Raw genomic sequence first — 22,285 nt, 5'->3', positions numbered from 1 at the left:
TTCGCCAATCTATGGCCGCCGACAATAGCGGGATTTGCCGCCGCGATAAATGATTTCATCTGATTCAGGTGGCGCTCTGCTTCCGGCACTATAGTATTATGCTGCGCTTGGCAGCAAAGCTGTCACAGCACATCGTCACGGACTATTTTGGGGGGGGGAGCACGGATGATGACAAAGAAACACGTTTACGCTGCTACTGCAGTGATCACCATGATCGTTGCACTGGGCTGCGGACAGAAAGCACTGGACAACAGCGCAACCGCGCAGACCAAACAAGCACCGTCATTCGTAGTCGATCCTTTCTGGCCGAAGCCGCTGCCGAACCACTGGATACTTGGTGCGACCATCGGTCTCGGGGTTGATTCGCGTGACCACGTTTACATCATTCACCGACGCGACACGTTTAACGAACGCACTGAAATCGGCGCCGCAACTGATCCGGTCAAAGCGGATTGCTGCATACCGGCACCGAATGTTCTCGAGTTCGACCCGGCCGGTAACCTGGTTAATCACTGGGGCGGCCCGAACGAAGGATACGACTGGCCGACCTCGAACCATGGCATCACCGTTGATCACAAGGACAACATCTGGATCGGCGGCAACGGCCCGACGGATTCGCACATCCTGAAGTTCACGCGCGACGGCAAGTTCATTGCGCAGTTCGGCACGCCAGGATCGCCGACCAACAGCCATGATCCGGAAAATTTCGGCAGTGTCGCTGAAATATCAATCGATGCATCGGCCAACGAAGCGTACGTCGCTGACGGCTACCGCAACAAACGCGTCGCGGTACTGGATGCTGACTCTGGCGAGCTAAAGCGATATTGGGGCGCCTACGGCAATGAGCCGGACGACGCCAACCTCGGCCCGTTCCGTCCGGGACAGGAACCTGCACAACAATTCCGCAACCCCGTGCATTGTGCGGAGCCTTCGCATGACGGCCTCGTTTACGTTTGTGACCGGGTCAATAACCGACTGCAGGTATTTAAGACCGACGGTACCTTCGTACGTGAACTCTTCGTCAAGCCGAACAGCCTCGGCGACGGCTCGGTGTGGGATATTTCCTTCTCGGCTGATGACGACCAGACCTACATCTACCTGGCCGACGGCACGAACCGGAAAATCTTCATCATTGAACGCGAGTCGCTGGAAATCCTGACCAACTTCGGTGACGGCGGCCGCAACCCGGGCCAGTTCTTCGCAGTACACGGCATCGCCACTGACTCGAAGGGCAACATCTACACGACGGAAACCTACGAAGGCAAACGCCTGCAGAAATTCAGCTATCAGGGCATGAAGCCCGTAACTGTCATGGATCAAGGCACACCGTGGCCGGCTGACAAGCTGTAAACCAACTTGTCCGCGCGATTCGAAAGCCCCGTTGCCAACGCAGCGGGGCTTTTTTGTGTCCGGTATATGCCTCGAGATGCACACGGCATAGTCTCGCCCTATACTCGTCGCAAGACGTACACCGGATCACGCTGGCACTTGTGGCAGCGCTGACTATCGCGCCAGGTACGACCACCCGGAAGCGCAATGCCGCACGTTCGCCTGCGTCTATGCTGCTGCACAACTGATACCCGGGTGATCGCGCTGACAATCCCGGGCTGACCAGAACCTCGACCCGCGCCGTCATTCGAACCCTCGCTACGGAGGAAAGCATGTCCAACGATCACCTTAAAGGCCAGCAGGCAGCTCGTTTCGGGTCGGGCGCACCGACCAACTCGTCCACCGGATGGGTGAGCTACAACGCCGAAGTGCAGCGCCGCCAACAACAGGAAGCTCTGGACCGGCAGCGCCGCCAGCAACAGGAAGCGATGGAACGACAACGCCAGGCCGCGCGCCAACGTCAGACCCGGAGCAATTTTGGCGTAACTTCTGCCGGAACATGGTCGGGCAACGAGTCAGAACGAGACTATGCTGACCACGATGAAACAGAGTCCGGCGCGCTCAGAAAAGTGCTGGCGTTCGTGGTTGTATTCGTCAGCTTGCTGGTCATGACCTTCGGCGGCGCCGAGCGGCTGTTCGGCAGCACTGAACAAGCCGTGGTGCCGGGCTGGTACCAGGCGTTCGCAATAACGACACCGTTAATTATCACGGTACTGGTTCGCAAGCGCATTGGCGTAGCTGCGGTGGCCTGCGTCGCACTACTGCTCGCAAGCGCCTACCTGACCTAAGTTCATCGGAGGCGCAATCGCGACGCGCATACTTGCGTAGGCGGCCAATCGACTTTCTGGAGCAAGTTTCGCGCATCGGCCGGGATTGCTGGCCACCAGACGCAGCAGGCAGCCGTTACAATGCTGCACGAGCGCCATCAAGGACGCCCTGTTGTCATTCCGGTCCGCGAGTGGCGTTCCATGCCGCGCTGAGCGCCGGCGGCTCGGGCAATTTTCACGGTTTCCCCGGCAACGGTTGCATTGTTGGCCAGACTGGTGAGAATTGGTGCGGATAATTCGCGTCGCTTGTGTTCGTTGGCCAGCGCGTGCAGCATCAAGTAGCCGGCGGGGGGAACGCCAGTACCAGGCATCACCAGATCGCAGAATACGGACTGTCCGCCGACATCCGTTCCTTTTTCTTTCGCGACAGACAGGCAGGTATCAAGGCAGTGAATCCGAGACTTTCACGCCGGCGCTTTATCAAGGCAGTCATTGCCTCCAGCGCCGCTGCAGCGACAAACGCAGGTGTTCATGCGGCAATGGCCCAGGACCGACCGAAAGGTACGGTCGAACGCCTGATTTCCCTGAACGTAAATGGCAAGACGCGGCGCGTCGACGTGATGCCACAGGAAACGCTGGCGTACACCTTGCGGTACAAGCTGGGCCTGACAGGCACCAAGATTGGCTGCAACCGCGGCGAATGCGGCGCCTGTACGGTCATCATCGACGGCGTTACCAACTATTCCTGCTCAACGCTGACGCACAGCGTAGGTTCGCGGCAGTTGCAAACCATTGAGGGCGTAGCCGGTGCCGACGGCACCTTGCACCCGGTTCAACAGGCCTTTATTCAGGAACTCGCACCGCAGTGCGGATTCTGTACGCCGGGACAAGTCATGTCGGCCGTCGCGCTCCTGAACGAAAACCCGCATCCGAGTCGCGAGGAAGTGCGTCAGGCGCTGTCCGGCAACCTCTGCCGTTGCGGCGCGTATGACAACTACCTCAACGGCGTAATGCGCGCCGCGGAGAATGGCTGATGAGTGACTACAAACATATTGGCAAGGATTTCACGCCGCCCGACATCAAAGGCAAAGTAACCGGCAAAGCAAAGTATGCCGAAGATTTCCGTGCGGAAGGCATGGTCTACGCCCGGCTTTACACCAGTCCTATGGCGCACGGCCGCGTTACTAACATAGACACCAGCGCAGCTGAAAACATGCCGGGTGTTATTGGCATCCTGACAGCCGACGACGTCCCGGTAATGGAAGCGCCGAACGCGGCCATCCTGACGAACACGCCGGTATACGTTGGCGACCCGATTCTGGCAGTGGCCGCGGAAGATGAAACGACGGCCGAGAACGCACTGGCGGCGATCAAAGTAACGATCGAACCGCTACCGTTCGCAGTAGATCCGCTCGACAGCCTCGCGCAAGACGGGCCCGATGCCCGCGAAGAAGGCAATGTCTACGTGCGCTCCCGCGAAGGCTCCGGGTTTCGCAATATCAAATGGACGCCGGAACAAATCGCCGAGTTCCGTGCCGGCAAAGAACCGACTGGCGAACATGCCAACGAATGGTCTTACGGCGACGTCGACAAAGGTTTTGCTGAAGCATCGGTAATCATCGAAGAGCCGTTTGTTACGACCGGCTATGCGCACATGAGCATGGAACCGCGCACGGCAATGGCCTATTGGCAGAACGGCACCTGTTACGTGTACGGCTCCGCACAAAGTCAGAGCTTCTGGATGCCCGGCCTTGCTCGTCTGCTCGAAATAGAAATGAAAGACCTGGTACTCGTCAGCGAGCACACCGGCGGTGGCTTCGGCTCCAAGATCGGCGCCTACCCGATGGCTGCCCTGCCCGGCTGGTTCTCGAAGAAGATCGGTCGCCCGGTACAGCTGCGAATCACGCGCGAACAGGAATACTACGTAGGTTCAGCGCGCGTGGGCTTCCAGGGCTGGATGAAAGTAGGGTTTGCCGCCGACGGGCGCATGACCGCCGCCGACATGTACATCATTGAAGACATCGGGCCCAACGCCACCGGTGGCGACGGCTCATCGGCTGCCGGTGCGGTATCACTCGTTTACGATCCGCTGTCCATGCGCTTCCGCGGGTTGCCAGTGCTGACCAACACTACGCCGCGCGGCGCACAGCGCGGTCCCGGCCAAAATCAGATTGCCGCGGTGATGGCGCCGATCATGGACAAGGCCGCCCAACAGCTCAACATGGATCGTGTTGAATTGCGCAAGATCAATGCTGCGAACAATGCAACGACCGTGTATGCCGACCAGCACTCGATCACCAGCGCATACATGAAAGAAGCGCTGGAGATGGGCGCCGAGATGTTTAACTGGGCGGCCAAGAAAAACCAGCCACGCAAGAACGGCAGCAAGATTCGCGGTCTCGGCGTCGGTCAGGGTTACCACTCGGCGGGCGACAAAGGCTACGACGGTCTGGTACGCATAACGCCGGATGGCAAGATTCACCTGCACAGCGGTGTTGGCAATCTCGGCACGTACAGCTACGCATCTACAACACGAGCGGCAGCAGAAGTACTGAAATGCAACTGGGAAGACTGCGTCATCCACCACGGCTCAACGGAAGCGAACTTGCCGTGGAGCAGCTACCAGGCTGGCAGCAACACGAGCTTCACGCATCAACGGGCCAACTACGTCGCCGCGATGGATGCGGTCGACAAACTCAAGCAAATCGCTGCCGAAACGCTCGGCGGCAATGCTGACGACTACGACATCGATGGCCAACGCGTATTTCTCGCCAGCAACGCAGCCAGCGGCATGACTTACGCGGAAGCAGCGGCGAAAGCCGTTCAGCTCGGCGGTGCATTCAGCGGCGAAACCTATCCCGATGACATTCATGAGATTACAGTGCGTGCAGTGCAGAACTTAGCCGGCACCGGACTCGTCGGCGTCGGAAAGGACAAACTGCACCAGGAAGGCACGATACCTGGCCTCGCGGTTGCGTTTGCTGAAATTGAACTGGACCTCGAAACCGGCAAGTACGAGATTCTGGACTATGTCGGTATAGCCGATTGCGGCAAGGTCGTGCATCCACAGGGGCTTGCTGCACAGATGCGCGGCGGTGCGGTTTGGGGAATGGGCATGGCGGGCTTGGAACGTCATGTTTACGACCCACAGAACGGCCTGCCCGCTAACGTCGGTTATCACCAGTGCCGAATTCCCTCGTACCTGGACACGCCGCCGGAGATCAAGACCGGCGCCGTCGATATTCCAGATCCACAGAGTCCGTTCGGCGCCCGCGGTATTGGTGAACCGGCGATGGGCTGTGCAGTGGCAGCACTGACATCAGCGATCGCGGATGCACTCGACGGACACGTCTTCGGTCGCACACCGGTCAGCCCGGACATGATCCTGAACTACGTAGCGGGACGCGATCAGTCGTTCAAGCCGTTACAGACCAACAACTTCTGAGGTAGATATGGCTTCTTTCGATGTCATGCCCAACGTACAGCTTTACCAGCCGGCGGAACTTGATGACGCGCTGGAACTGGCTGACCGACTGGGCGAGCAAGGCTGGCTCCTCGGTGGCGGCCAGGATACTTACGGCTGGCTGAAAGACCGCGCCAAGAACCCACAAGCGATGATCGACCTGAACGGCATCGAGGCGTTGAAGGGCGTTCGCGAAACCGCTGACGGCATTGAAATCGGCGCCGCCACGACACTGCGGGACGTTATCCGCAACCCGCTGCTGAAAGAACGTTACAGTTTGTTGGTCGATGCGGCTTCGCGTGTCGCCAGCCCGCAGATTCGCAACGTAGGAACACTCGGCGGCAACCTGGTGCAGGACACGCGCTGCTGGTATTACCGCCGCGGCCTTTCTTGCTATCGCGCTGGCGGCAATCTTTGTTACGCCGACAGTCCCGAAGGAATGAATCGCGAGCACGCCTTGTTCGGTGCAAGCCGATGCGTAGCCGTAAGCCCTTCGGACACCGCAACAGCAATGGTCGCGCTCGATGCAACGATGGTTATCAAGAGCATCGACGGTGAACGCACCGTCCCGGCCAGCAAATTTTTTGCCGGTCCCGCAACGCACATAACGCGCATGACCTCGCTGGAGCCGGGTGAAATTCTGGCCTCAGTTCGCTTGCCCAGCAAGTGGGCTGGCAAACGCTTCTATTTTGAGAAAGTAGCAGACCGCAATGTCTGGGATTTCGCCCTGGTCAGTATCGCAGTGGCCATGGACATCAGCGACAACGTTGTTGGTGAATGCCGGTTTGTATGCGGCGGTGTTGCTGCCGTACCGTACCGGCTAACGAACGTAGAACGAGCCGCGCGCGGCCAGTCACTGGGCGACGCAGCAGGCGATAAGCTTGCTCCGCTGGCCGCAGAAGGTGCCAAACCGCTTAATTACAATCACTTCAAAATGCCGTTGATGGAAAATCTCGTCCGGCGTGCGATGCGGGGCTGATTAATGGATATCGCAACATTCAAGAATGATGTCTGGGGCCGAGAGGTTCTGCTGGGCGTTTCCTGGGACCTGCTGTGGGTCATCCTCGTCGTGTCGCTCCTGTTTATCGCAGTGCATGCGGTTTACATGGCCTCGCGCAAAAAGCCGCACAAACCATCCAGTGACGGACCACGTATAAAGCGCCACGACGGCATCGACCGATTGTTTCACTGGACCATGGCCGCAAGCATGTTCGTCCTGTTGATCACCGGTATTCTGCCGATAATCGGCATCGAGTTTTCATGGCTAACTATTCACTGGGTTGCAGGCATCGTCCTGACAGTGGTTGTTCTCTTCCATATTGTTCGTTCGTTGTTCTGGAAGAACCTCAGATCCATGTGGATCAGTGGCCGCGACCTGAAAGAACCGTTTGACGACACCGTAAAGCCTGGCAAGTATTCGCTGGCCCAGAAATGTATGCACCTCGGTGTCACTGTTCTTACCCTTGCTGTAGTCGCAACCGGCATTGGCCTGTTTGCAATGATCGACACACCGTGGTGGGATCGCACCAATTCATTGTCTGAAGCAACTCTTGGTTGGTTGTTCTTCGTACATGGACTGTCGACGCTGCTGCTCGTTGCGACGATCGCACTGCATGTGTATTTCGGTGTGCGTCCGGAGAAGCTTTTTTACCTGCGCTCGATGCTGAAAGGCTGGGTATCAAAAGAAGAACTCGATGCCAATCACGATGCCAGTCGCTGGTCGCCGGACGAATCAGCCTGACCGCGATAACACAACCGCCCTCTCCGTAATAAGAGCACATCATTTCCGTGAGTAACGCACTAAATGACCAGATCGACGTCGTCGAATCTGGCTACGAATTCCTGCTGGCCTATGCCGCACAGGGTCGCGACACCGACGAGGGCGAATCAGCTCCTTCTGAGGTTCGCACCACGCTAACCGGGATGAGCGAAGCTGCAGCAAACATCTGCGACCAGCTTGCTGATTCAAGTCATGCGTTCTCAGAAATTACGATCGAAGATGCGAGAAAGTCACTGGCGGCAATATCACTGGTGCTCTCGCAAAAGGCAATCAGCTCCGAACTGGTCGATAACCTGAACGCATCGATTCATCTGCGGGCGCTGTTGACTGACCTGTTCCTGCTGAGTGAAACCGGATTGTAGACACCGCGCGTCTGACTGATTCGGCACATCACGTACTCACCATAACATTGCTTTCGAAAGCAACCACCGAGCCGCTAACACGGCTAGCAGCACTCGCGATCGCCGTCTGCGCGCCACCCTGCGCGACCCCGAACCATGTTGATTTCAGTCGTAATTTATAGACTTATTCGCCGTTTGAGCTGGCGTTGAAATCCGCTGGGTTATCATGCCTAATACCGGCACGGTCTTCGTTTGGAACTGTAGTCGGGCGTAGATCGTTGCTTCATAGGGGGGAGTACTTAGCATTCGCAATAGCGCTGGCAAACCAAGCCTGCTGACTATGCGATCACTATTGAGCTGCATTTTGACCAGCCGTATCCAGCATGGAACTTATCCTGTTCCGAACACACCAACTAGCGGTGCTGGCACCTGATCTTTTTGTCTGTGGCAATGGCACGAGTACTTGAGCAGATTCGCATCAAAGAAAGAAGACCTGCATATGACTGATCAAATATCACGACGGCACTTTCTGAACATTGTTGGTGCTGTAGGTGGTGCTACTGCCGTTTATCAGACCAGCAGGGCCATGGGCCTGATGCCGGACACAGGCGAAATGCCCGCTATCGAACTTCTGAACGTCGGCAGAAACAAGAGAAGCGTGGTCATACTTGGCGCGGGTATCGCGGGCCTGACGGCAGCTTATGAACTGGAACGTGCTGGCTACGACGTAACTATTCTGGAAGCATCAAACCGCGTTGGCGGCCGCAACGTTACCTACCGGAACGGCGATGTAGTCGACGAAATGGGTAACGCTCAAACTGTGAATTTCGACGACGAGCCGCACCTGTATTTCAACGGCGGACCAGCGCGTCTGCCGGGTCATCACCAGCGCGCCATGCACTATTGCCGCGTGCTCGGGGTAGAACTCGACATCATGGCCAACGACAACCGTCTGGCATGGACTCAGGACGACAATGCCTTTGGTGGCAAAGCGGTTCGGGTTCGGGAATACACCACGGACGCGCGCGGTTTCATGTCAGAACTGCTGTATAAAGCAGTGGACGCCAATCAATTCGACCAACCCATTTCAGATGAAGAAAAAGAACAGTTACTGGGGTTCATTAAGAACTACGGCGACCTCAATGACAATGCGCTTTACAAAGGCTCTGCCCGTGCCGGCTATGCATCCGGCGGCTTTCTAAAGCACGGCGAACTGAAAGGCACTCTCGACTTTTCCGAGATTCTGAAGAGCAGTTTCTGGCAACGTGGCATGCACTTTAATCATGCCGAAGACTGGGCCGCACCACTGATGACGCCGAAAGGCGGCATGGACAACCTGGTTAAGGGCTTCCTGCGCAACATGCGTACCGACGTAACCCGAAATGCCCAGGTTCAGGCCATTCAACTGCGCGAAGACGGCGTTGATATTATTTACAACCACAAAGGTCGACGACGCAAGATTGAAGCCGACTACTGCTTCAACAGCATTCCGTCTCATTTCATCAATGGCATTCCGAATAACCTGCCGAAAGACTACGTCGCTGCATTAACTGATATGCGACGCGGCAATTTTTTCAAGATTGGCCTGCAGATGAAGGAACGTTTCTGGGAGCGCGAAAATATTTACGGCGGTATCTCCTATACCAGTCAGGACATCAACCAGATCTGGTACCCCTCGCATGGCATCTTCAAACAGAAAGGTGTTGTGCTTGCGGCGTACGCGTTTGGACCGGAGCAATCAAATCGCTTTGAACGGCTGAGTTCAGCGGATCGCATCAAAGCCGCCGCGCGCATGGGCGAAAGGCTGCACCCTGGTTATACGGATTATATTGACACCGGTATCAGCGTGCCGTGGGGTCGTATGAACCACATGATGGGCTGTGGCAATTCCTTCCGCGGTGTCGAAGACGCTGAAACGAAGTTCAAGACGATTCAGGCGCCCGCCGGCCGGCATTACATGATCGGCGATCAAATCAGCTTCCATTCCAGCTGGCAGGAAGGAGCTTTTGCCTCAGCAACCAACGCGTTGCAGGATCTCGATAGTAGGGTTCGGGCTGAAATGTCGACGGCGAAGGGGTAAGGCGATGAAACGGATTTCAGTACTAACAGCGCTGTTGGTAACGTTTGGCGCTACTTTCTCTGCACCGGTCTTGGCCGACGAAACCGTCATACCCGCTGACGAATTCGTCTATTGCACTGTTTGCCACGGCATTCAAATGAGCGGTAACAGTGTTATTCAGGCGCCTCGTTTGTCCGGCATGGAGCGCTGGTACATCAGCCGGCAACTGCAATCATTCAAGAACGGCTGGCGCGGGGCTCACCCGGACGACACCTACGGACAGGAGATGCGTCCTATGGCCGAAGTCCTGACCGACAATGAGATAACCGCAGTAGCGACTTATGTTCGCAGCGTAAGTTCTGCGCCGCCGGCAGTTACGCTCCAGGGCGACGTCAATAAGGGCAAAGCACTGTTTGCCAGTTGTGCGGCTTGCCACAAGGCCGATGCAAGCGGCAATGAACTACTCGCGAGCCCGCCGCTCAGCGGTTTGAATGACTGGTACTTATTGACTCAACTCAAGAATTTCAAGAGCGGCGTGCGCGGCAGCAATCCAGAAGACGTTTACGGAATGCAGATGCGGGCGGCCGCAGGATTGCTGGCCGACGAACAGGCAATGAAAGATGTCGTTCGCTATATTTCCAGCCTCCGTAAATAACACTCACCCCATTACCCATCGTGAAGGAAGAGACCACCATGAAGCAATCAGCACTCGTTGGACTACTATTGCTGGCAGGCGCATGCGCCAATGCCGGCGATGTCACCCGCCACCCGTTGCCGAATAATTCGACATTCCCTATTGCTCAGGCAGTCGAAACCTCCGCCGATACAACCATCGTCTATCACAGCGGCACGGTACCCGGCCCTGCTAACCCTGATGCAGAACGTGGCAGTCGCGAATTCTGGGGTGATACGGAAGCGCAGTCATTGAGCGTGTTCAAGCGCATGGAAGCCTCACTCGAGAATCTCGGGCTTGATTTCGGCGACACCATCAAGATGACCGTTTTTCTCGTAGGCGATGAAGAAATGGGCGGCAAGATGGACTTCGCAGGATTCATGCGCGCGTACACGAAATATTTCGGCACGGCTGAGCAACCCAATCTACCAGCACGTTCAGCAGTGCAGGTCGCAGGACTGGCCGGTGACGGCATGCTGGTCGAGATTGAAATCATTCTGGCACGCAGCGACGACTAACGTCCCGCGCGAAGTTTGAAGTTGCAAAGGCCCTACCGGCTTGCGGTAGGGCCTTTTTCGTTTCCGAACGAAACAAGGCGCCAACGTACTTCCACAAATGGCTGACCGCAGCAGCCCTTGCGTGTCACAACCGCGACCACTGGCCCAGCCATCAGGCCACAGGACAGCAGGTGACACAGCCAGCGGGCTATGCCAACCTTCGCTGCCCTTTCAGTCGGTGCCGGACCTCGCCAACGATGACCCGATGCCTGTTGCGCAACAACGCTAGCGAATGGCTCCTGTTTCAGGAGCCGCGGACAATTCTCGCCGCCCGTTGCCTTGCCGACGTTGTCCCGCTGCTGGCAAAAGCGGAAGAGTTCGTAACACAAGAGAACGGCTACGCGGCAGGCTACATTGCCTACGAAGCTGCACCGGCTTTCGACCGGGCCCTGGAAACCCATTCGCCCGGACACTTGCCATTGCTGATGCTGGGCCTGTTCGCGGCACCGCAACGATTGTCGGAACCGCCGGGCTCCGCCCCGACCGAGCCGCTGCCAACGAACTGGAGCATGACAACCAGCCGCGCACAGTACATCGCAAACCTGGCGCGCATTCGCGAGGAAATCGCGCTGGGCAATACCTACCAGGTCAACTACACGACGCGCCTGACAGCTGATCGCTCGCCGGACCCGGCCACACTGTTCGCTGACATGGCCATTGACGCCCCATACGCCGCGCTACTGGAGTTTCCGGAGCTCGCCATTGTCTCGGCTTCACCGGAGCTCTTTTTTCGTCAAGACGGCACACAATTGCAGTGCGAACCTATGAAAGGCACCGCAGAACGCGGCCTGACGGCCGAGGCCGACAACCTTCAGGCCGCCGAACTACAGGCCTCGGCAAAGGACCGCGCCGAGAATGTCATGATTACTGACATGATTCGCAATGATCTCGGGCGAGTCGCGCGTCCCGGTTCTGTAACGGCTAGCTCACTGTACGACTTGCACAAGTTTCCAACGATCTGGCAGATGACTTCCAGCGTAACCGCGTTGAGCGACAGTTCGATCAGCGACATCTTTGCCGCGCTGTTCCCCTCCGCGTCTATTACTGGTGCACCCAAATCATCCAGCATGCGCTTGATAAGAGAACTGGAAGACACACCTCGCAATGTCTATACCGGTGCAATCGGCTGGATAGGGCCGAACCGCAAAGCTCAGTTCAGTGTGGGTATCCGCACAGCCGTGATCGCCAACAACGCAGCGACCGCCACTTATGGCGTCGGCAGTGGAGTGGTCTGGGATTCAGAGCCTGACGCCGAGTACCGCGAATGCCTTGCCAAGGCGCGGGTTCTGGCAACGACCAGCGACGATCACAACTTCCAGCTACTGGAAACGATGCGCTGGAATTCCAGCGGCGGTTACTACCTGCTCGAGTATCACCTCGATCGCCTGGAAGCATCTGCCGGGTATTTTGACTTCAGCTTCGATCGACAACGCATTGTGGCGCAGCTGGACGAAGCAGCAGCCAGCGCTTCATCTGCCTCCCAGCGGGTGCGGCTGACCATGTCACGGACCGGGATCGCGACGATAACGGCCCAAGCACTGTCGCTACCCGCCAGACGCACCGTCCTGCAGCTGGCGAAAGCACCCGTCGATACTGCCAGTCCGTTCATCTACCACAAAACCACGCAACGCCGTGCGTACAACGATGCTCTCCGCGACGCGGGGCCTGCGGATGATGTCCTGCTATGGAACGAGGCCGGGGAAGTAACGGAAAGCTGCATCGCCAATGTGGTGATCCGGTTTGGCGGCAGGCGCGTGACGCCGCCCGTACAGTGCGGTTTGCTGGCCGGAACCGAGCGTCGCCATTTGCTGGCGACAGGTGAAATCGTGGAAGAGACCGTGACGCTTGAGCAACTTGAGGCTGCCGACGAGATCAGCCTGATCAATTCAGTTCGCGGATGCTACGCCGTGAAACTGGCGAAGCAATGAACAATACAAACCGGATCACCTGAAGGCGGTAATCCCGGCAATACATTGGTTGACCTCTGCGGCCCGCGGAACTCAGTGCCTAGCGTTGAATTTCACCGTCCTGGTAGACAACCTTTCCGCCAAGAATCGTCATCACGATTTCTGTATTCATAATCTCATCGTCGGGCACGGTGACGAGATCCTGTGACAAAACAGTTATGTCAGCCAGTTTTCCGGGCGTCAGTGAACCCTTGAGCTCCTCCTCGAAAGCAGCGATCGCGTTACCCATTGTGTACGAGTAAAGCGCTACTTCCCGCGCATACACTTCGCCCGGCTGGAAATAACTGCCATCCGCCAATTGCCGCGTAACTGAACAATGGAAGCTCGCAATAGGGCTGATCTCATCCACCGGTGGGTCAGTACCATTGGTCGGCACGGCACCGGCTTCGTAGAGAGTATTGAATATATAGCCGCGCTCTGCGGTGCGCTGCGGACCCAGACGCTCTTCGACCCAGGGCCCATCCGAACAAGCGAAAATACCCTGGACTGCAGGGATAATGTCCAACTCGACCGTACGCTCTACATCAACAGGGTGAATAACCTGAGCGTGTTCGATACGCCAGCGCAAATCGGTTTTTTCAGGGTGGCGAGCAAACTCCGCCTCGTAGATATTCAGTAGCTCCCGATAAGCGCGGTCGCCAATACCCTGTATCGCCAACTGGTAGTCATGCTGCATGGCAAGCCGCGCGGATGCCTCGATTTCTTCAATCGGCACCACATTGAGGCCATGGCTACGCGGCAGGTCTGTATAAGGCTCCAGCAGCCACCCGCCGTGGGTGCCGAGTGCGCCGTCGAGCACTTTTTCACCGATAGCACGCACGGTCAGAAAATTATCCCCATAGCCGATCATTCGATAGTCGGCGAGACGGCCCTCCATGTCGGCGGCCTGCTCTTCAAACGCCATCCAAAGACGGACAGGCAAACTGCCTTCGTCAGCCATGGTTCTCAGCAAGTCCACTTCCGCGAAGCGCGTCCCCAAATCCTGAAACGACGTAATGCCATGGCGCAGAGATTCTTCGCCGGCGAGCTTCACTTTTCGGCGCAATTCGGCTTCGATGACAGCGTTCGAACGCAGCGACTGGTGGCGCGCAAACGCTGCCCTGAACACGTCCTGGGCCGACTCCCGCATCATGCCGATAGGCTGGCCATCGTCTGTTAGAACGATTTCGCCGCCCTCTGGCGGCACCGTGTTGCCGTCGAGCTCCACGAGTGTCATGGCTTTCTGATTGACGAATACAGCGTGGCCGCTGGTATGTATGAGCATGACCGGGTGGTCGGGTGTCGCCGCGCTCAGCTTGTCGTGCAACGGCAGCCCTTCCACTGACGGCATGGGTCGTGTTTTCCACTTGTCCTGATGCCAGCCCCGGCCGACGATCCATTCGCCTGCAGGGGTTTCCTGCGCGGCATCCGCCACCATGCTAACGATCGAGTCGAAACTGTCTGCGTAGCGGAAGTCGAGCGTCATCAGTGAATCACCGAATGACGTGTAGTGACCGTGACCTTCGATGAATCCCGGTATTGCCGTCTTGCCTTGCAGATCAATAACCTGAGTTTGATCGCCGCGCCAGGCCGCCAGCGACGCATTGCTGCCGAGGGCAGCAATGCGATCACCGGTCACCGCGAGTGATTGAGCCAGCGGACGTTCATCGTCAACTGTACGAATGTTGCCGTTAATCAACAGCAGGTCGGCTTGCGGATGTTCACCCACATCGGACTCACTGCCACACGCAGCCAGCACTACAGCAAACCCGATCAAGTACTTCGTGCGCATGCGTTCCCCTCTCTCGGTCAGACGTGGTGACGAAAACGGTGCTATCGACTCCCCGGACTACGTGCGAACGAATAAGCCGCGCGAACGAGTGTTAACGACCGCCAGGTTGAAAATTAACCGTGACGCCTAGGTACACGTTGCGGTCCGGAGCCGGTTCGAAATAACGCGCGCCGAACGCATTGATTCGAATATTGCTGTTGTAACGCTCGTTGAACAGGTTGTTGATACCGATGTACGGCCGGATCTGCCAGCGACCATAGTCAAACTCGTCGTAGAGTCGCAGGTTGGACACGGTATACGCATCCACTGCTGCCGTATTCGCATTGTCCGCATAGAGATCGCCGGAATAGATCGCTTCAAGCGTTGCCGCAAGTCCCGACATGGAACGGTAATGCAAGCCGAGATAGGCGAAGCGTCCCGGCAGACCTGGCAACTCCTTGCCTGCGTAATCGGTGCCGCTCTCATCGACAAACTCATCGTAAGTAAAATCTGACCAGGTGTATGACGCATCTACGCCGAAGCCGCTGTCGTGATTCCAGGACAAAGCCGTTTCGATTCCGCGCCGATCCGAACGGCCAGCATTCGCATAGAACGTACGACCTGGAAAACCCGCCAGCTCGAAGGGCACCAGCTCATCTTCGATATCAATTTGAAATGCAGCGATTTCAAAATACAGCTTGTCGTTGCCCGTCTTGAAACCAAGCTCAAAATTGTCCGCTCGCTGCGGCACCAGAGATGGGTTGAACCCGCCGCTGGTATCCGGGTTCGCTAACTCCGTCGTAGTGGGCGTTTCGAATGAACTGCTCCACGACGCGAACAAGATGTAGTTGCCGAAATCGGCGTTAGCGCCTAAGGACGGGCTAAGCTGATCGAAACTGACTTCCCCGGTATCGTCGCCATCGGCAAGAAACTGGTCGCTCACGTCAAATTTGATGTCGTCGTAGCGCAAACCACCGCTGAGTGTCCACATTTCGCTGGCCGCGAACTGCGTTTGAAGGAAAACTGCGTTGCTCGCAACTTGCTCCCGCTGTTCAAACGACAACGGGCCATAGGCGCCATTGTTATTGTCGAATCGCCGGCGATCGTCGTCCTGCCGGTCGAGATCGAGACCAACAACAAAGTCAAAACTCTCTGGCAACCAGTTGGTGGGACGGTATTGCAGTCCGGCACCGTAGACGAAGCGATCGAACTCAACAATACCGCCAGCCCCGAATGGCAGCTGGTTGGCAAAGTCGCGCCAAAGGTAATAGTTGTGGAGCGTGAGTGTTCCGGAATCCCTAACACGCTCATAAACGAGGCCCATGCGTTGCTGATCCATGGACTCGCCGGAGTCATAAGTCAGGTTGACGTCGCGTGCCGATCGGGGGTCAGCTGCTGCTTGCGCCGCATTGATGCCGCCGGGATCGTCTGCCGTTGGTTGGTCACTCAGGTTCAGCGAAACGGTCAGCCGATCGTTGCTACCTATGGGTACGCCGAGCTTGGCGTTAAGCAAACGGCTTTCCGAGTTTGACTGCTCCCGCCAGCCCTTGAAATCCTGACTGGACAGGTTTACCAGGTAGTCGACATTGCCGGCCCGACCGCCCGTCTTGATGCCCAGTTTGCTGTAGCCCAATTCTCCCGCGCCAACGTTGGCTTCTACATAGGCAGGGCCCTTGCCAAGCTCGCTTTCAATGGCAATGACACCGCCAGAACTGTTCCCATACATTGAGGACGCGGGGCCACGCAGTACTTCAATACGCTCGGTCGAACCGAGATCAATGCTATCGACCTGCGCCTGACCATCCGGCAGTGTTTCCGGTATCCCGTCGATAATGATTTTGACGCCACGCACACCGAAGCCTGATCGCGCACCGAATCCGCGCAATGAAATTCGCAGATCCTGCGCAAAGTTGTAGCGGTTTTGCATGTACAGACCCGGAACTCCAGCGAGCGCCTCATCCAGTCCCAGTTGCTGCGTGCCATTTTGGATTCGGTCCTTGCTGATCAGCGAAACGGATCGAGCGGCCTCGCGTATAGACGTATCCAGACGGGTGGCTGAAACAACGATCTCGTCCAAGGTATCTTCAGCGATCGAGTTTGCCGACCAGGCGGTAAGCAATAAGGAACCTAGTAGAAGCGTTCCGGGTGTTCGGGTTAATCGGATCATGGCTGTCGGAATCTTCCTAATTGTCGTAAACGGTTACGGTTGCTAGAACTCTGCCTACGATAGGCAAAGACCCTCTCAATTGCTATTACACGGGGAACCATCCCAGCACCCACCCAAAGCAGGTCAGCGATGGCGGCGGACCTTGGACTTCGACGCTTAACACGCGCCGAAGTTTCCCCGCCAGGACTACATTTCAAGGCCGGTACCGCACCAATGCACGTGCTTTGCTGGCCACCGGGAATAATCGATAAAACGCATCAGCCAGGGGCTTGGACGAATAGGTCTGCCAGACCACCAATTCGAACCCGGTCTTCGCCAACAGGACCTCAAACGACTGTCTGCAGAATTCGTTGCAATGCCCTGGGCGCCATGCGTCCGAATACTTGCGATTGCGCAGGCCCCTGTTCTTTAGAATACGCTTGCTTGTGTAGCTGAACGAGCGAGTATTCGGAAACTCGAGCAAGGCCAAACCGCCGGGTTTGAGCAACGCGGCGATTTTTTGCATGGCCAGCACAGAGTCTGGCAAGTGCTCGAGCACGTGTCGCAGGACAACCACGTCGTATTGCTTTGCGTCGGTCTGTTCGTACTCCAGAAAATTGGCGACTGCCACGTCAATGCCCTGATCGCTTCGTATTGCTTCGGCGGCTGACGCCGACAGCTCCATGCCCTGTACCTGCCAGCCTGCTTCGCGGGCCAGGTGCAAGAGACACGCATTGCCACAACCGATATCCATGATGCTGCCTGTTTCAGCAAGATGCGGCTTGAGGAAGCGCCAACTCTGCGCAACGTCTTTGTTCGATTTGTAGTCAGGATCGAGCGGACTGACGTAACGCTCAGTGTACTGTGTCTGGTCCATACCAAGACTGAGATCGTAGTTCCACAATGCACAATCACGGCAACGGTAGTAGTGCAGGTCGCTGTTGCGACCGTCACTCATCCACAGTTGCAAGTTGTGACCACCACACAGTCGGCACTCGGCCAGCATGCTTTGCTCCGGATAAAAGTCGGATGCGCATATTAGCATGCGGTAGAATGACGAGCCTCAGTGGTCGCGCCATCTTTTTCTTATGAATATCACGTGCTTACAGCGCCGGCAGCAAAAAGCTACTAGTCGCGGACAAGCATGAACACCCGAGTTGTTGGCAGGATCCAATTATGAGCATACGCGTACTCTGCATTGTCGATGACAGCGATCGGCCAACCATAGAGTCGTTCATAGGGATGCACCGGGCGGGCATCGATATCACGGTGAGCTGCCAGTCAGAGAGCCCCAACCTTGTGCGACTGACGGACGCGGGTGTGCCGATCATCGACCTGCCCTTGCGGCAGAACTTCGACAAGGTCGGCATACGCATGTTGCGGCAAGAGTTTGACCGTCGTCAGTACGACATAGTGCATACGTTCAATAACAAAGCGATTACGAATGTCCTGCGAGCGACTCGCGGACGGGACATCAAAGTAGTTGCCTACCGTGGCATCGTCGGCGCCGTCAGCTTTCTGGACCCGATGTCATGGATGCGTTACCTGAACCCACGAATTGACCGCATAATTTGCGTCTGCGAGGCTATTCGGCAGTATTTCCTGGAGATGCAACCGGCTTTTCTGAGGATGCCGGCACAACGGCCGGTCACCATACATAAAGGGCATCGGCTGGAATGGTACGACCAAGAACCAGCCGACCTCACCGAATTGGGATTGCCGCCCGATGCGTTTGTTATTACATGCGTCGCAAACTATCGGCCAAGAAAAGGTGTCGAAGTACTTGTCGAGGCGATGAGCCTGTTGCCCGACGATATCCCCGCGCACCTGTTACTGGTCGGCAACATGTCTGGTCCGCGTCTGGACCGGAAAATCGCGGAGAGCCCGGCAGCTCACCGAATCCACCGCCCGGGCTATCGCAAGGACGCGCCTAGTATCAGCGCCGCGAGCGACGTATTTTGTCTCGCATCGACCAAGCGGGAAGGTCTACCGCGATCAGTAATCGAAGCCATGGCCTATGGTGTGCCCCCGGTTGTCACCGATAGCGGAGGCAGCCCCGAACTTGTTGTAGAGGGTGAGAGCGGGTTGGTGGTTCCGGTGCACGACCCAGCCGCGCTTGCCTTTGCTTTCGAGTCACTGTTTCGCGACCCGCCCCTTCGGAGGCGGATGGGTAAAGCGGCTCAATTGCGGATTGGCAGTCACTTCCGCAACGAAGACACCGTGACTAAGACAATTGCCCTGTATCAAGAACTAACCGGCAAATCGGTCAACGATTGAAACTACTGCCCCCTCCAACGAGACATCGTTAGGACTTGACACCGCCGAGAGCCGCAGCGCAGCGGACTAGACTCTAAAGGGAAGCGGAAGTGCCGAGCGCAAGGGTGGTCAAGCCCATCGACCACAAGTACGGCTAACAGTTGATGGCTGCAAGTATCCTGCAGCAATACCCGGTGACGAGGACAATCTGCCAACCAGGACCTTAGATTTTTCGCAAGGACTCCGCTACGGTGCTCTTAAAAATATAGCCAAAGTGGCATAACGCTGATAGCTCAGCGTTATCAAGGACTATTCCCGGGAGTCATGCTCGACATAGATCAGCTCGTCCGTTGGGAAACCCAAGCCCCGTGCTTTGGTGATCAACTTTGACAAAATGGCCGGGTTGAGAGAGGGCGCACGAGCCAGTATCCATAAGTAGTCCCTATCCGGCCCTGCTATCAATGCGTATTGGTAACCGTCCTTATCCAACTCAATGATGTTGTAGCCACCGTAGAACGGACCAAAGAAAGAAACTTTTAGCTGGCCCACATCGGCATCACCAACGAAATAGGCCTTGCCCGTCGCGTCGTTCCATTCTTTGTCAGAAACTTTGTAGCCCCGATTGACCACGTTAACGCCACCATCGTCACGCATTGAATAGGTCGCGGTTACGTTTGACATGCCGCGTTCGAACCTGTGATCGAGCCTTGCAATCTCATACCATTTCCCAAGATAGCGGCTTAGTTCAAATTCGGTTACAGCGTCCACGCCTTCCGGGGTACCAACACAACCGCTCTGCAACATGCTGATTAGAACGGCTATTGATGCCGCAACGGTTCTGGACAATGCGTTCATATTCCACCAATACCTGATCAACTCTTTCAGTGATGACGGTAGCAACAAATTGCAGAAAAATAAGCAGAATCCATTCATCGTTACAAGATGTTACGTCCCGCACTGCGAACGCAGGCGCCAAGTTGCATAGTGATGAAGGACATGGCTACGAAGCCCGATTGGGATTCACGGCAGCCGATTCGCCTGGACGACGCAAGCCCGCGACAAAAAAAAACGCCGCAACCAAAGGCTGCGGCGTTTTCAATTAAAAGCCTGGCGGTGTCCTACTCTCACATGGGGAGACCCCACACTACCATCGGCGCTGAGCGTTTTCACTTCCGAGTTCGAAAAGGGATCGGGTGGTTCCCACTCGCTATTGCCGCCAGGCAAACTGGTTGGCAATCAAGATAGCTGTGCGTCCACTGCGAACGCGCAACTCGGTCTCGATCGCCGAATAAATCAACAATCTGGAAAAATTTCTGACATCTGAGAATTCAAGTATCGCACTTCCCGTCACATGTTCACCAAAGTGTTTTGGTGTTATATGGCCAAGCCTCACGGGCAATTAGTACAAGTTAGCTTAATGCCATTACAGCACTTCCACACCTTGCCTATCAACGTTGTAGTCTTCAACGGCCCTTTAGGGACCTTAAAGGTCCAGGGAGAACTCATCTTGAGGCTCGCTTCCCGCTTAGATGCTTTCAGCGGTTATCCCGTTCCGAACATAGCTACCCGGCAATGCCATTGGCATGACAACCGGAACACCAGAGGTTCGTCCACTCCGGTCCTCTCGTACTAGGAGCAGCTCCTCTCAAATTTCCAACGCCCACGGCAGATAGGGACCGAACTGTCTCACGACGTTCTAAACCCAGCTCGCGTACCACTTTAAATGGGCGAACAGCCCATACCCTTGGGACCGACTTCAGCCCCAGGATGTGATGAGCCGACATCGAGGTGCCAAACATCCGCCGTCGATGTGAACTCTTGGGCGGAGATCAGCCTGTTATCCCCGGAGTACCTTTTATCCGTTGAGCGATGGCCCTTCCATACAGAACCACCGGATCACTATGACCTACTTTCGTACCTGCTCGACGTGTCTGTCTCGCAGTCAAGCTCCCTTATGCCTTTACACTCAACGTACGATGTCCGACCGTACTGAGGGAACCTTTGTGCTCCTCCGTTACTCTTTAGGAGGAGACCGCCCCAGTCAAACTACCCACCAGACACTGTCCCCGACCCCGATTAAGGGGCCTACGGTTAGAACATCCAAACATACCAGGGTGGTATTTCAAGGATGGCTCCACGTAAGCTGGCGCTCACGCTTCAAAGCCTCCCACCTATCCTACACATGTAGTGCTCGAATGTTCAATGCCAAGCTGTAGTAAAGGTTCACGGGGTCTTTCCGTCTAGCCGCGGGTACACAGCATCTTCACTGCGATTTCAATTTCACTGAGTCTCGTGGTGGAGACAGCGTGGCCATCGTTACGCCATTCGTGCAGGTCGGAACTTACCCGACAAGGAATTTCGCTACCTTAGGACCGTTATAGTTACGGCCGCCGTTTACCGGGGCTTCGATCAAGAGCTTCGCCTGAAGCTAACCCCATCAATTAACCTTCCGGCACCGGGCAGGCGTCACACCCTATACGTCATCTTTCGATTTAGCAGAGTGCTGTGTTTTTAATAAACAGTCGCTAGCCACCTGGTCACTGCGGCCCCCATCAGCTTAGAGAGCAAGTCTCATCACCAGCAGAGCGTACCTTCTCCCGAAGTTACGGTACCATTTTGCCTAGTTCCTTCACCACGAGTTCTCTCAAGCGCCTTAGGATTCTCTACCTGACCTACCTGTGTCGGTTTGCGGTACGGTCCTATATTACCTGAAGCTTAGAGGCTTTTCCTGGAAGTATGGCATCAATGACTTCACTACCTAAGTGCCGCTCGTCATCGCATCTCAGACTTAAGAGTGACCGGATTTGCCTAAGCACTCATGCCTACACTACTTTCACCGGGACAACCATCGCCCGGCACACTTAGCCTTCTCCGTCCCCCCATCGCAATAATATCAAGGGTACGGGAATATTAACCCGTTTCCCATCGACTACGCCTTTCGGCCTCGCCTTAGGGGCCGACTCACCCTGCGCCGATTAACGTTGCACAGGAACCCTTGGTCTTTCGGCGTGCGGGTTTTTCACCCGCATTATCGTTACTCATGTCAGCATTCGCACTTCTGATACGCTCCAGCATGCCTCACGATACACCTTCAACCGCTTACAGAACGCTCCCCTACCATGCATATAAAGTACGCA

The 22,285-nt window shown here is 56.3% G+C and carries 16 protein-coding genes and 2 rRNA genes (1 of these 18 running past the window's edge); 12 read left to right on the top strand and 6 right to left on the bottom strand.

The window, feature by feature from the left end:
• The first annotated feature begins 165 nt into the window (after positions 1–165).
• The 11 genes from AC0L8N_RS12420 (at position 166) to pabB (ending at position 12,957) form a co-directional block, all read left to right on the top strand.
• Positions 166–1,350 (top strand): NHL repeat-containing protein, encoded by a 1,185-nt coding sequence (locus AC0L8N_RS12420; RefSeq protein WP_473668002.1) that lies wholly within the window; start codon positions 166–168, stop codon positions 1,348–1,350.
• Between the two features lie 311 nt (positions 1,351–1,661).
• Positions 1,662–2,177 carry a hypothetical protein gene (locus tag AC0L8N_RS12415; RefSeq protein WP_473668001.1) on the top strand — a complete coding sequence of 172 codons (516 nt, stop codon included), beginning with the start codon at positions 1,662–1,664 and terminating at the stop codon, positions 2,175–2,177.
• A gap of 428 nt (positions 2,178–2,605) precedes the next feature.
• Positions 2,606–3,190 (top strand): (2Fe-2S)-binding protein, encoded by a 585-nt coding sequence (locus tag AC0L8N_RS12410; RefSeq protein ID WP_473668000.1) that lies wholly within the window; start codon positions 2,606–2,608, stop codon positions 3,188–3,190.
• Complete coding sequence (locus AC0L8N_RS12405) at positions 3,190–5,601, top strand: xanthine dehydrogenase family protein molybdopterin-binding subunit (protein WP_473667999.1); 2,412 nt, start codon at positions 3,190–3,192, stop codon at positions 5,599–5,601. The genes AC0L8N_RS12410 and AC0L8N_RS12405 overlap by 1 nt, the downstream gene beginning before the upstream one ends.
• 7 nt (positions 5,602–5,608) lie before the next feature.
• Complete coding sequence (locus AC0L8N_RS12400) at positions 5,609–6,598, top strand: FAD binding domain-containing protein (protein WP_473667998.1); 990 nt, start codon at positions 5,609–5,611, stop codon at positions 6,596–6,598.
• Positions 6,599–6,601: 3 nt separating this feature from the next.
• On the top strand, positions 6,602–7,360 hold the full coding sequence (locus AC0L8N_RS12395) for a cytochrome b/b6 domain-containing protein (RefSeq protein ID WP_473667997.1): 759 nt from the start codon (positions 6,602–6,604) through the stop codon (positions 7,358–7,360).
• Between the two features lie 47 nt (positions 7,361–7,407).
• Complete coding sequence (locus AC0L8N_RS12390; RefSeq protein WP_473667996.1) at positions 7,408–7,761, top strand: hypothetical protein; 354 nt, start codon at positions 7,408–7,410, stop codon at positions 7,759–7,761.
• 478 nt (positions 7,762–8,239) lie between these two features.
• Positions 8,240–9,820, top strand: a complete 1,581-nt coding sequence (locus AC0L8N_RS12385; RefSeq protein WP_473667995.1) for a flavin monoamine oxidase family protein — start codon at positions 8,240–8,242, stop codon at positions 9,818–9,820.
• A gap of 4 nt (positions 9,821–9,824) precedes the next feature.
• Complete coding sequence (locus tag AC0L8N_RS12380; protein ID WP_473667994.1) at positions 9,825–10,454, top strand: c-type cytochrome; 630 nt, start codon at positions 9,825–9,827, stop codon at positions 10,452–10,454.
• A 38-nt stretch (positions 10,455–10,492) separates the two neighbouring features.
• Positions 10,493–10,990: a RidA family protein gene (locus tag AC0L8N_RS12375; protein ID WP_473667993.1), complete on the top strand. Its 498-nt coding sequence runs from the start codon at positions 10,493–10,495 to the stop codon at positions 10,988–10,990.
• Between the two features lie 236 nt (positions 10,991–11,226).
• On the top strand, positions 11,227–12,957 hold the full coding sequence (pabB, locus tag AC0L8N_RS12370) for an aminodeoxychorismate synthase component I (protein ID WP_473667992.1): 1,731 nt from the start codon (positions 11,227–11,229) through the stop codon (positions 12,955–12,957).
• A 79-nt stretch (positions 12,958–13,036) separates the two neighbouring features.
• On the opposite strand, the gene AC0L8N_RS12365 is transcribed toward pabB, so the two are convergent.
• The 3 genes from AC0L8N_RS12365 to AC0L8N_RS12355 all read right to left on the bottom strand — a co-directional run bounded on the left by AC0L8N_RS12365 (position 13,037) and on the right by AC0L8N_RS12355 (position 17,898).
• Complete coding sequence (locus AC0L8N_RS12365; RefSeq protein WP_473667991.1) at positions 13,037–14,767, bottom strand: amidohydrolase; 1,731 nt, start codon at positions 14,765–14,767, stop codon at positions 13,037–13,039.
• Positions 14,768–14,858: 91 nt separating this feature from the next.
• Positions 14,859–16,913, bottom strand: coding sequence for a TonB-dependent receptor family protein (locus AC0L8N_RS12360; protein WP_473667990.1), 2,055 nt, complete (start codon positions 16,911–16,913; stop codon positions 14,859–14,861).
• A gap of 193 nt (positions 16,914–17,106) precedes the next feature.
• On the bottom strand, positions 17,107–17,898 hold the full coding sequence (locus tag AC0L8N_RS12355; protein ID WP_473667989.1) for a class I SAM-dependent methyltransferase: 792 nt from the start codon (positions 17,896–17,898) through the stop codon (positions 17,107–17,109).
• A 170-nt stretch (positions 17,899–18,068) separates the two neighbouring features.
• Between AC0L8N_RS12355 and AC0L8N_RS12350 the strand changes: the two genes are divergently transcribed.
• Positions 18,069–19,169, top strand: a complete 1,101-nt coding sequence (locus AC0L8N_RS12350) for a glycosyltransferase family 4 protein (protein WP_473667988.1) — start codon at positions 18,069–18,071, stop codon at positions 19,167–19,169.
• Between the two features lie 288 nt (positions 19,170–19,457).
• Here the strand turns inward: AC0L8N_RS12350 and AC0L8N_RS12345 are convergent, their stop codons facing one another.
• From AC0L8N_RS12345 to AC0L8N_RS12335, 3 genes are all read right to left on the bottom strand, one after another.
• The gene (locus AC0L8N_RS12345; protein WP_473667987.1) at positions 19,458–20,003 is read right to left on the bottom strand and encodes a lipocalin family protein; all 546 of its coding nucleotides are present in this window, start codon (positions 20,001–20,003) and stop codon (positions 19,458–19,460) included.
• A gap of 250 nt (positions 20,004–20,253) precedes the next feature.
• A 5S ribosomal RNA gene (gene rrf, locus AC0L8N_RS12340) occupies positions 20,254–20,369 on the bottom strand.
• A gap of 157 nt (positions 20,370–20,526) precedes the next feature.
• Positions 20,527–22,285, bottom strand: a 23S ribosomal RNA gene (locus AC0L8N_RS12335); it runs 1,185 nt beyond the window's last position.

The sequence above is a fragment of the Woeseia sp. D3-10 genome, assembly GCF_055809415.1.
This window is presented reverse-complemented; position numbering and strand designations above follow the sequence as displayed.

Excerpts from the sequence above, each read along its gene's own strand:
- AC0L8N_RS12375 (WP_473667993.1), top strand. The coding sequence starts at position 10,493 with ATGAAGCAATCAGCACTCGTTGGACTACTATTGCTGGCAGGCGCATGC.
- pabB (WP_473667992.1), top strand. The coding sequence starts at position 11,227 with ATGACCCGATGCCTGTTGCGCAACAACGCTAGCGAATGGCTCCTGTTT.
- AC0L8N_RS12395 (WP_473667997.1), top strand. The coding sequence starts at position 6,602 with ATGGATATCGCAACATTCAAGAATGATGTCTGGGGCCGAGAGGTTCTG.
- AC0L8N_RS12400 (WP_473667998.1), top strand. The coding sequence starts at position 5,609 with ATGGCTTCTTTCGATGTCATGCCCAACGTACAGCTTTACCAGCCGGCG.
- AC0L8N_RS12380 (WP_473667994.1), top strand. The coding sequence starts at position 9,825 with ATGAAACGGATTTCAGTACTAACAGCGCTGTTGGTAACGTTTGGCGCT.
- AC0L8N_RS12350 (WP_473667988.1), top strand. The coding sequence starts at position 18,069 with ATGAGCATACGCGTACTCTGCATTGTCGATGACAGCGATCGGCCAACC.
- AC0L8N_RS12420 (WP_473668002.1), top strand. The coding sequence starts at position 166 with ATGATGACAAAGAAACACGTTTACGCTGCTACTGCAGTGATCACCATG.
- AC0L8N_RS12405 (WP_473667999.1), top strand. The coding sequence starts at position 3,190 with ATGAGTGACTACAAACATATTGGCAAGGATTTCACGCCGCCCGACATC.
- AC0L8N_RS12415 (WP_473668001.1), top strand. The coding sequence starts at position 1,662 with ATGTCCAACGATCACCTTAAAGGCCAGCAGGCAGCTCGTTTCGGGTCG.
- AC0L8N_RS12355 (WP_473667989.1), bottom strand. The coding sequence starts at position 17,898 with ATGCTGGCCGAGTGCCGACTGTGTGGTGGTCACAACTTGCAACTGTGG.
- AC0L8N_RS12385 (WP_473667995.1), top strand. The coding sequence starts at position 8,240 with ATGACTGATCAAATATCACGACGGCACTTTCTGAACATTGTTGGTGCT.
- AC0L8N_RS12360 (WP_473667990.1), bottom strand. The coding sequence starts at position 16,913 with ATGATCCGATTAACCCGAACACCCGGAACGCTTCTACTAGGTTCCTTA.
- AC0L8N_RS12365 (WP_473667991.1), bottom strand. The coding sequence starts at position 14,767 with ATGCGCACGAAGTACTTGATCGGGTTTGCTGTAGTGCTGGCTGCGTGT.
- AC0L8N_RS12345 (WP_473667987.1), bottom strand. The coding sequence starts at position 20,003 with ATGAACGCATTGTCCAGAACCGTTGCGGCATCAATAGCCGTTCTAATC.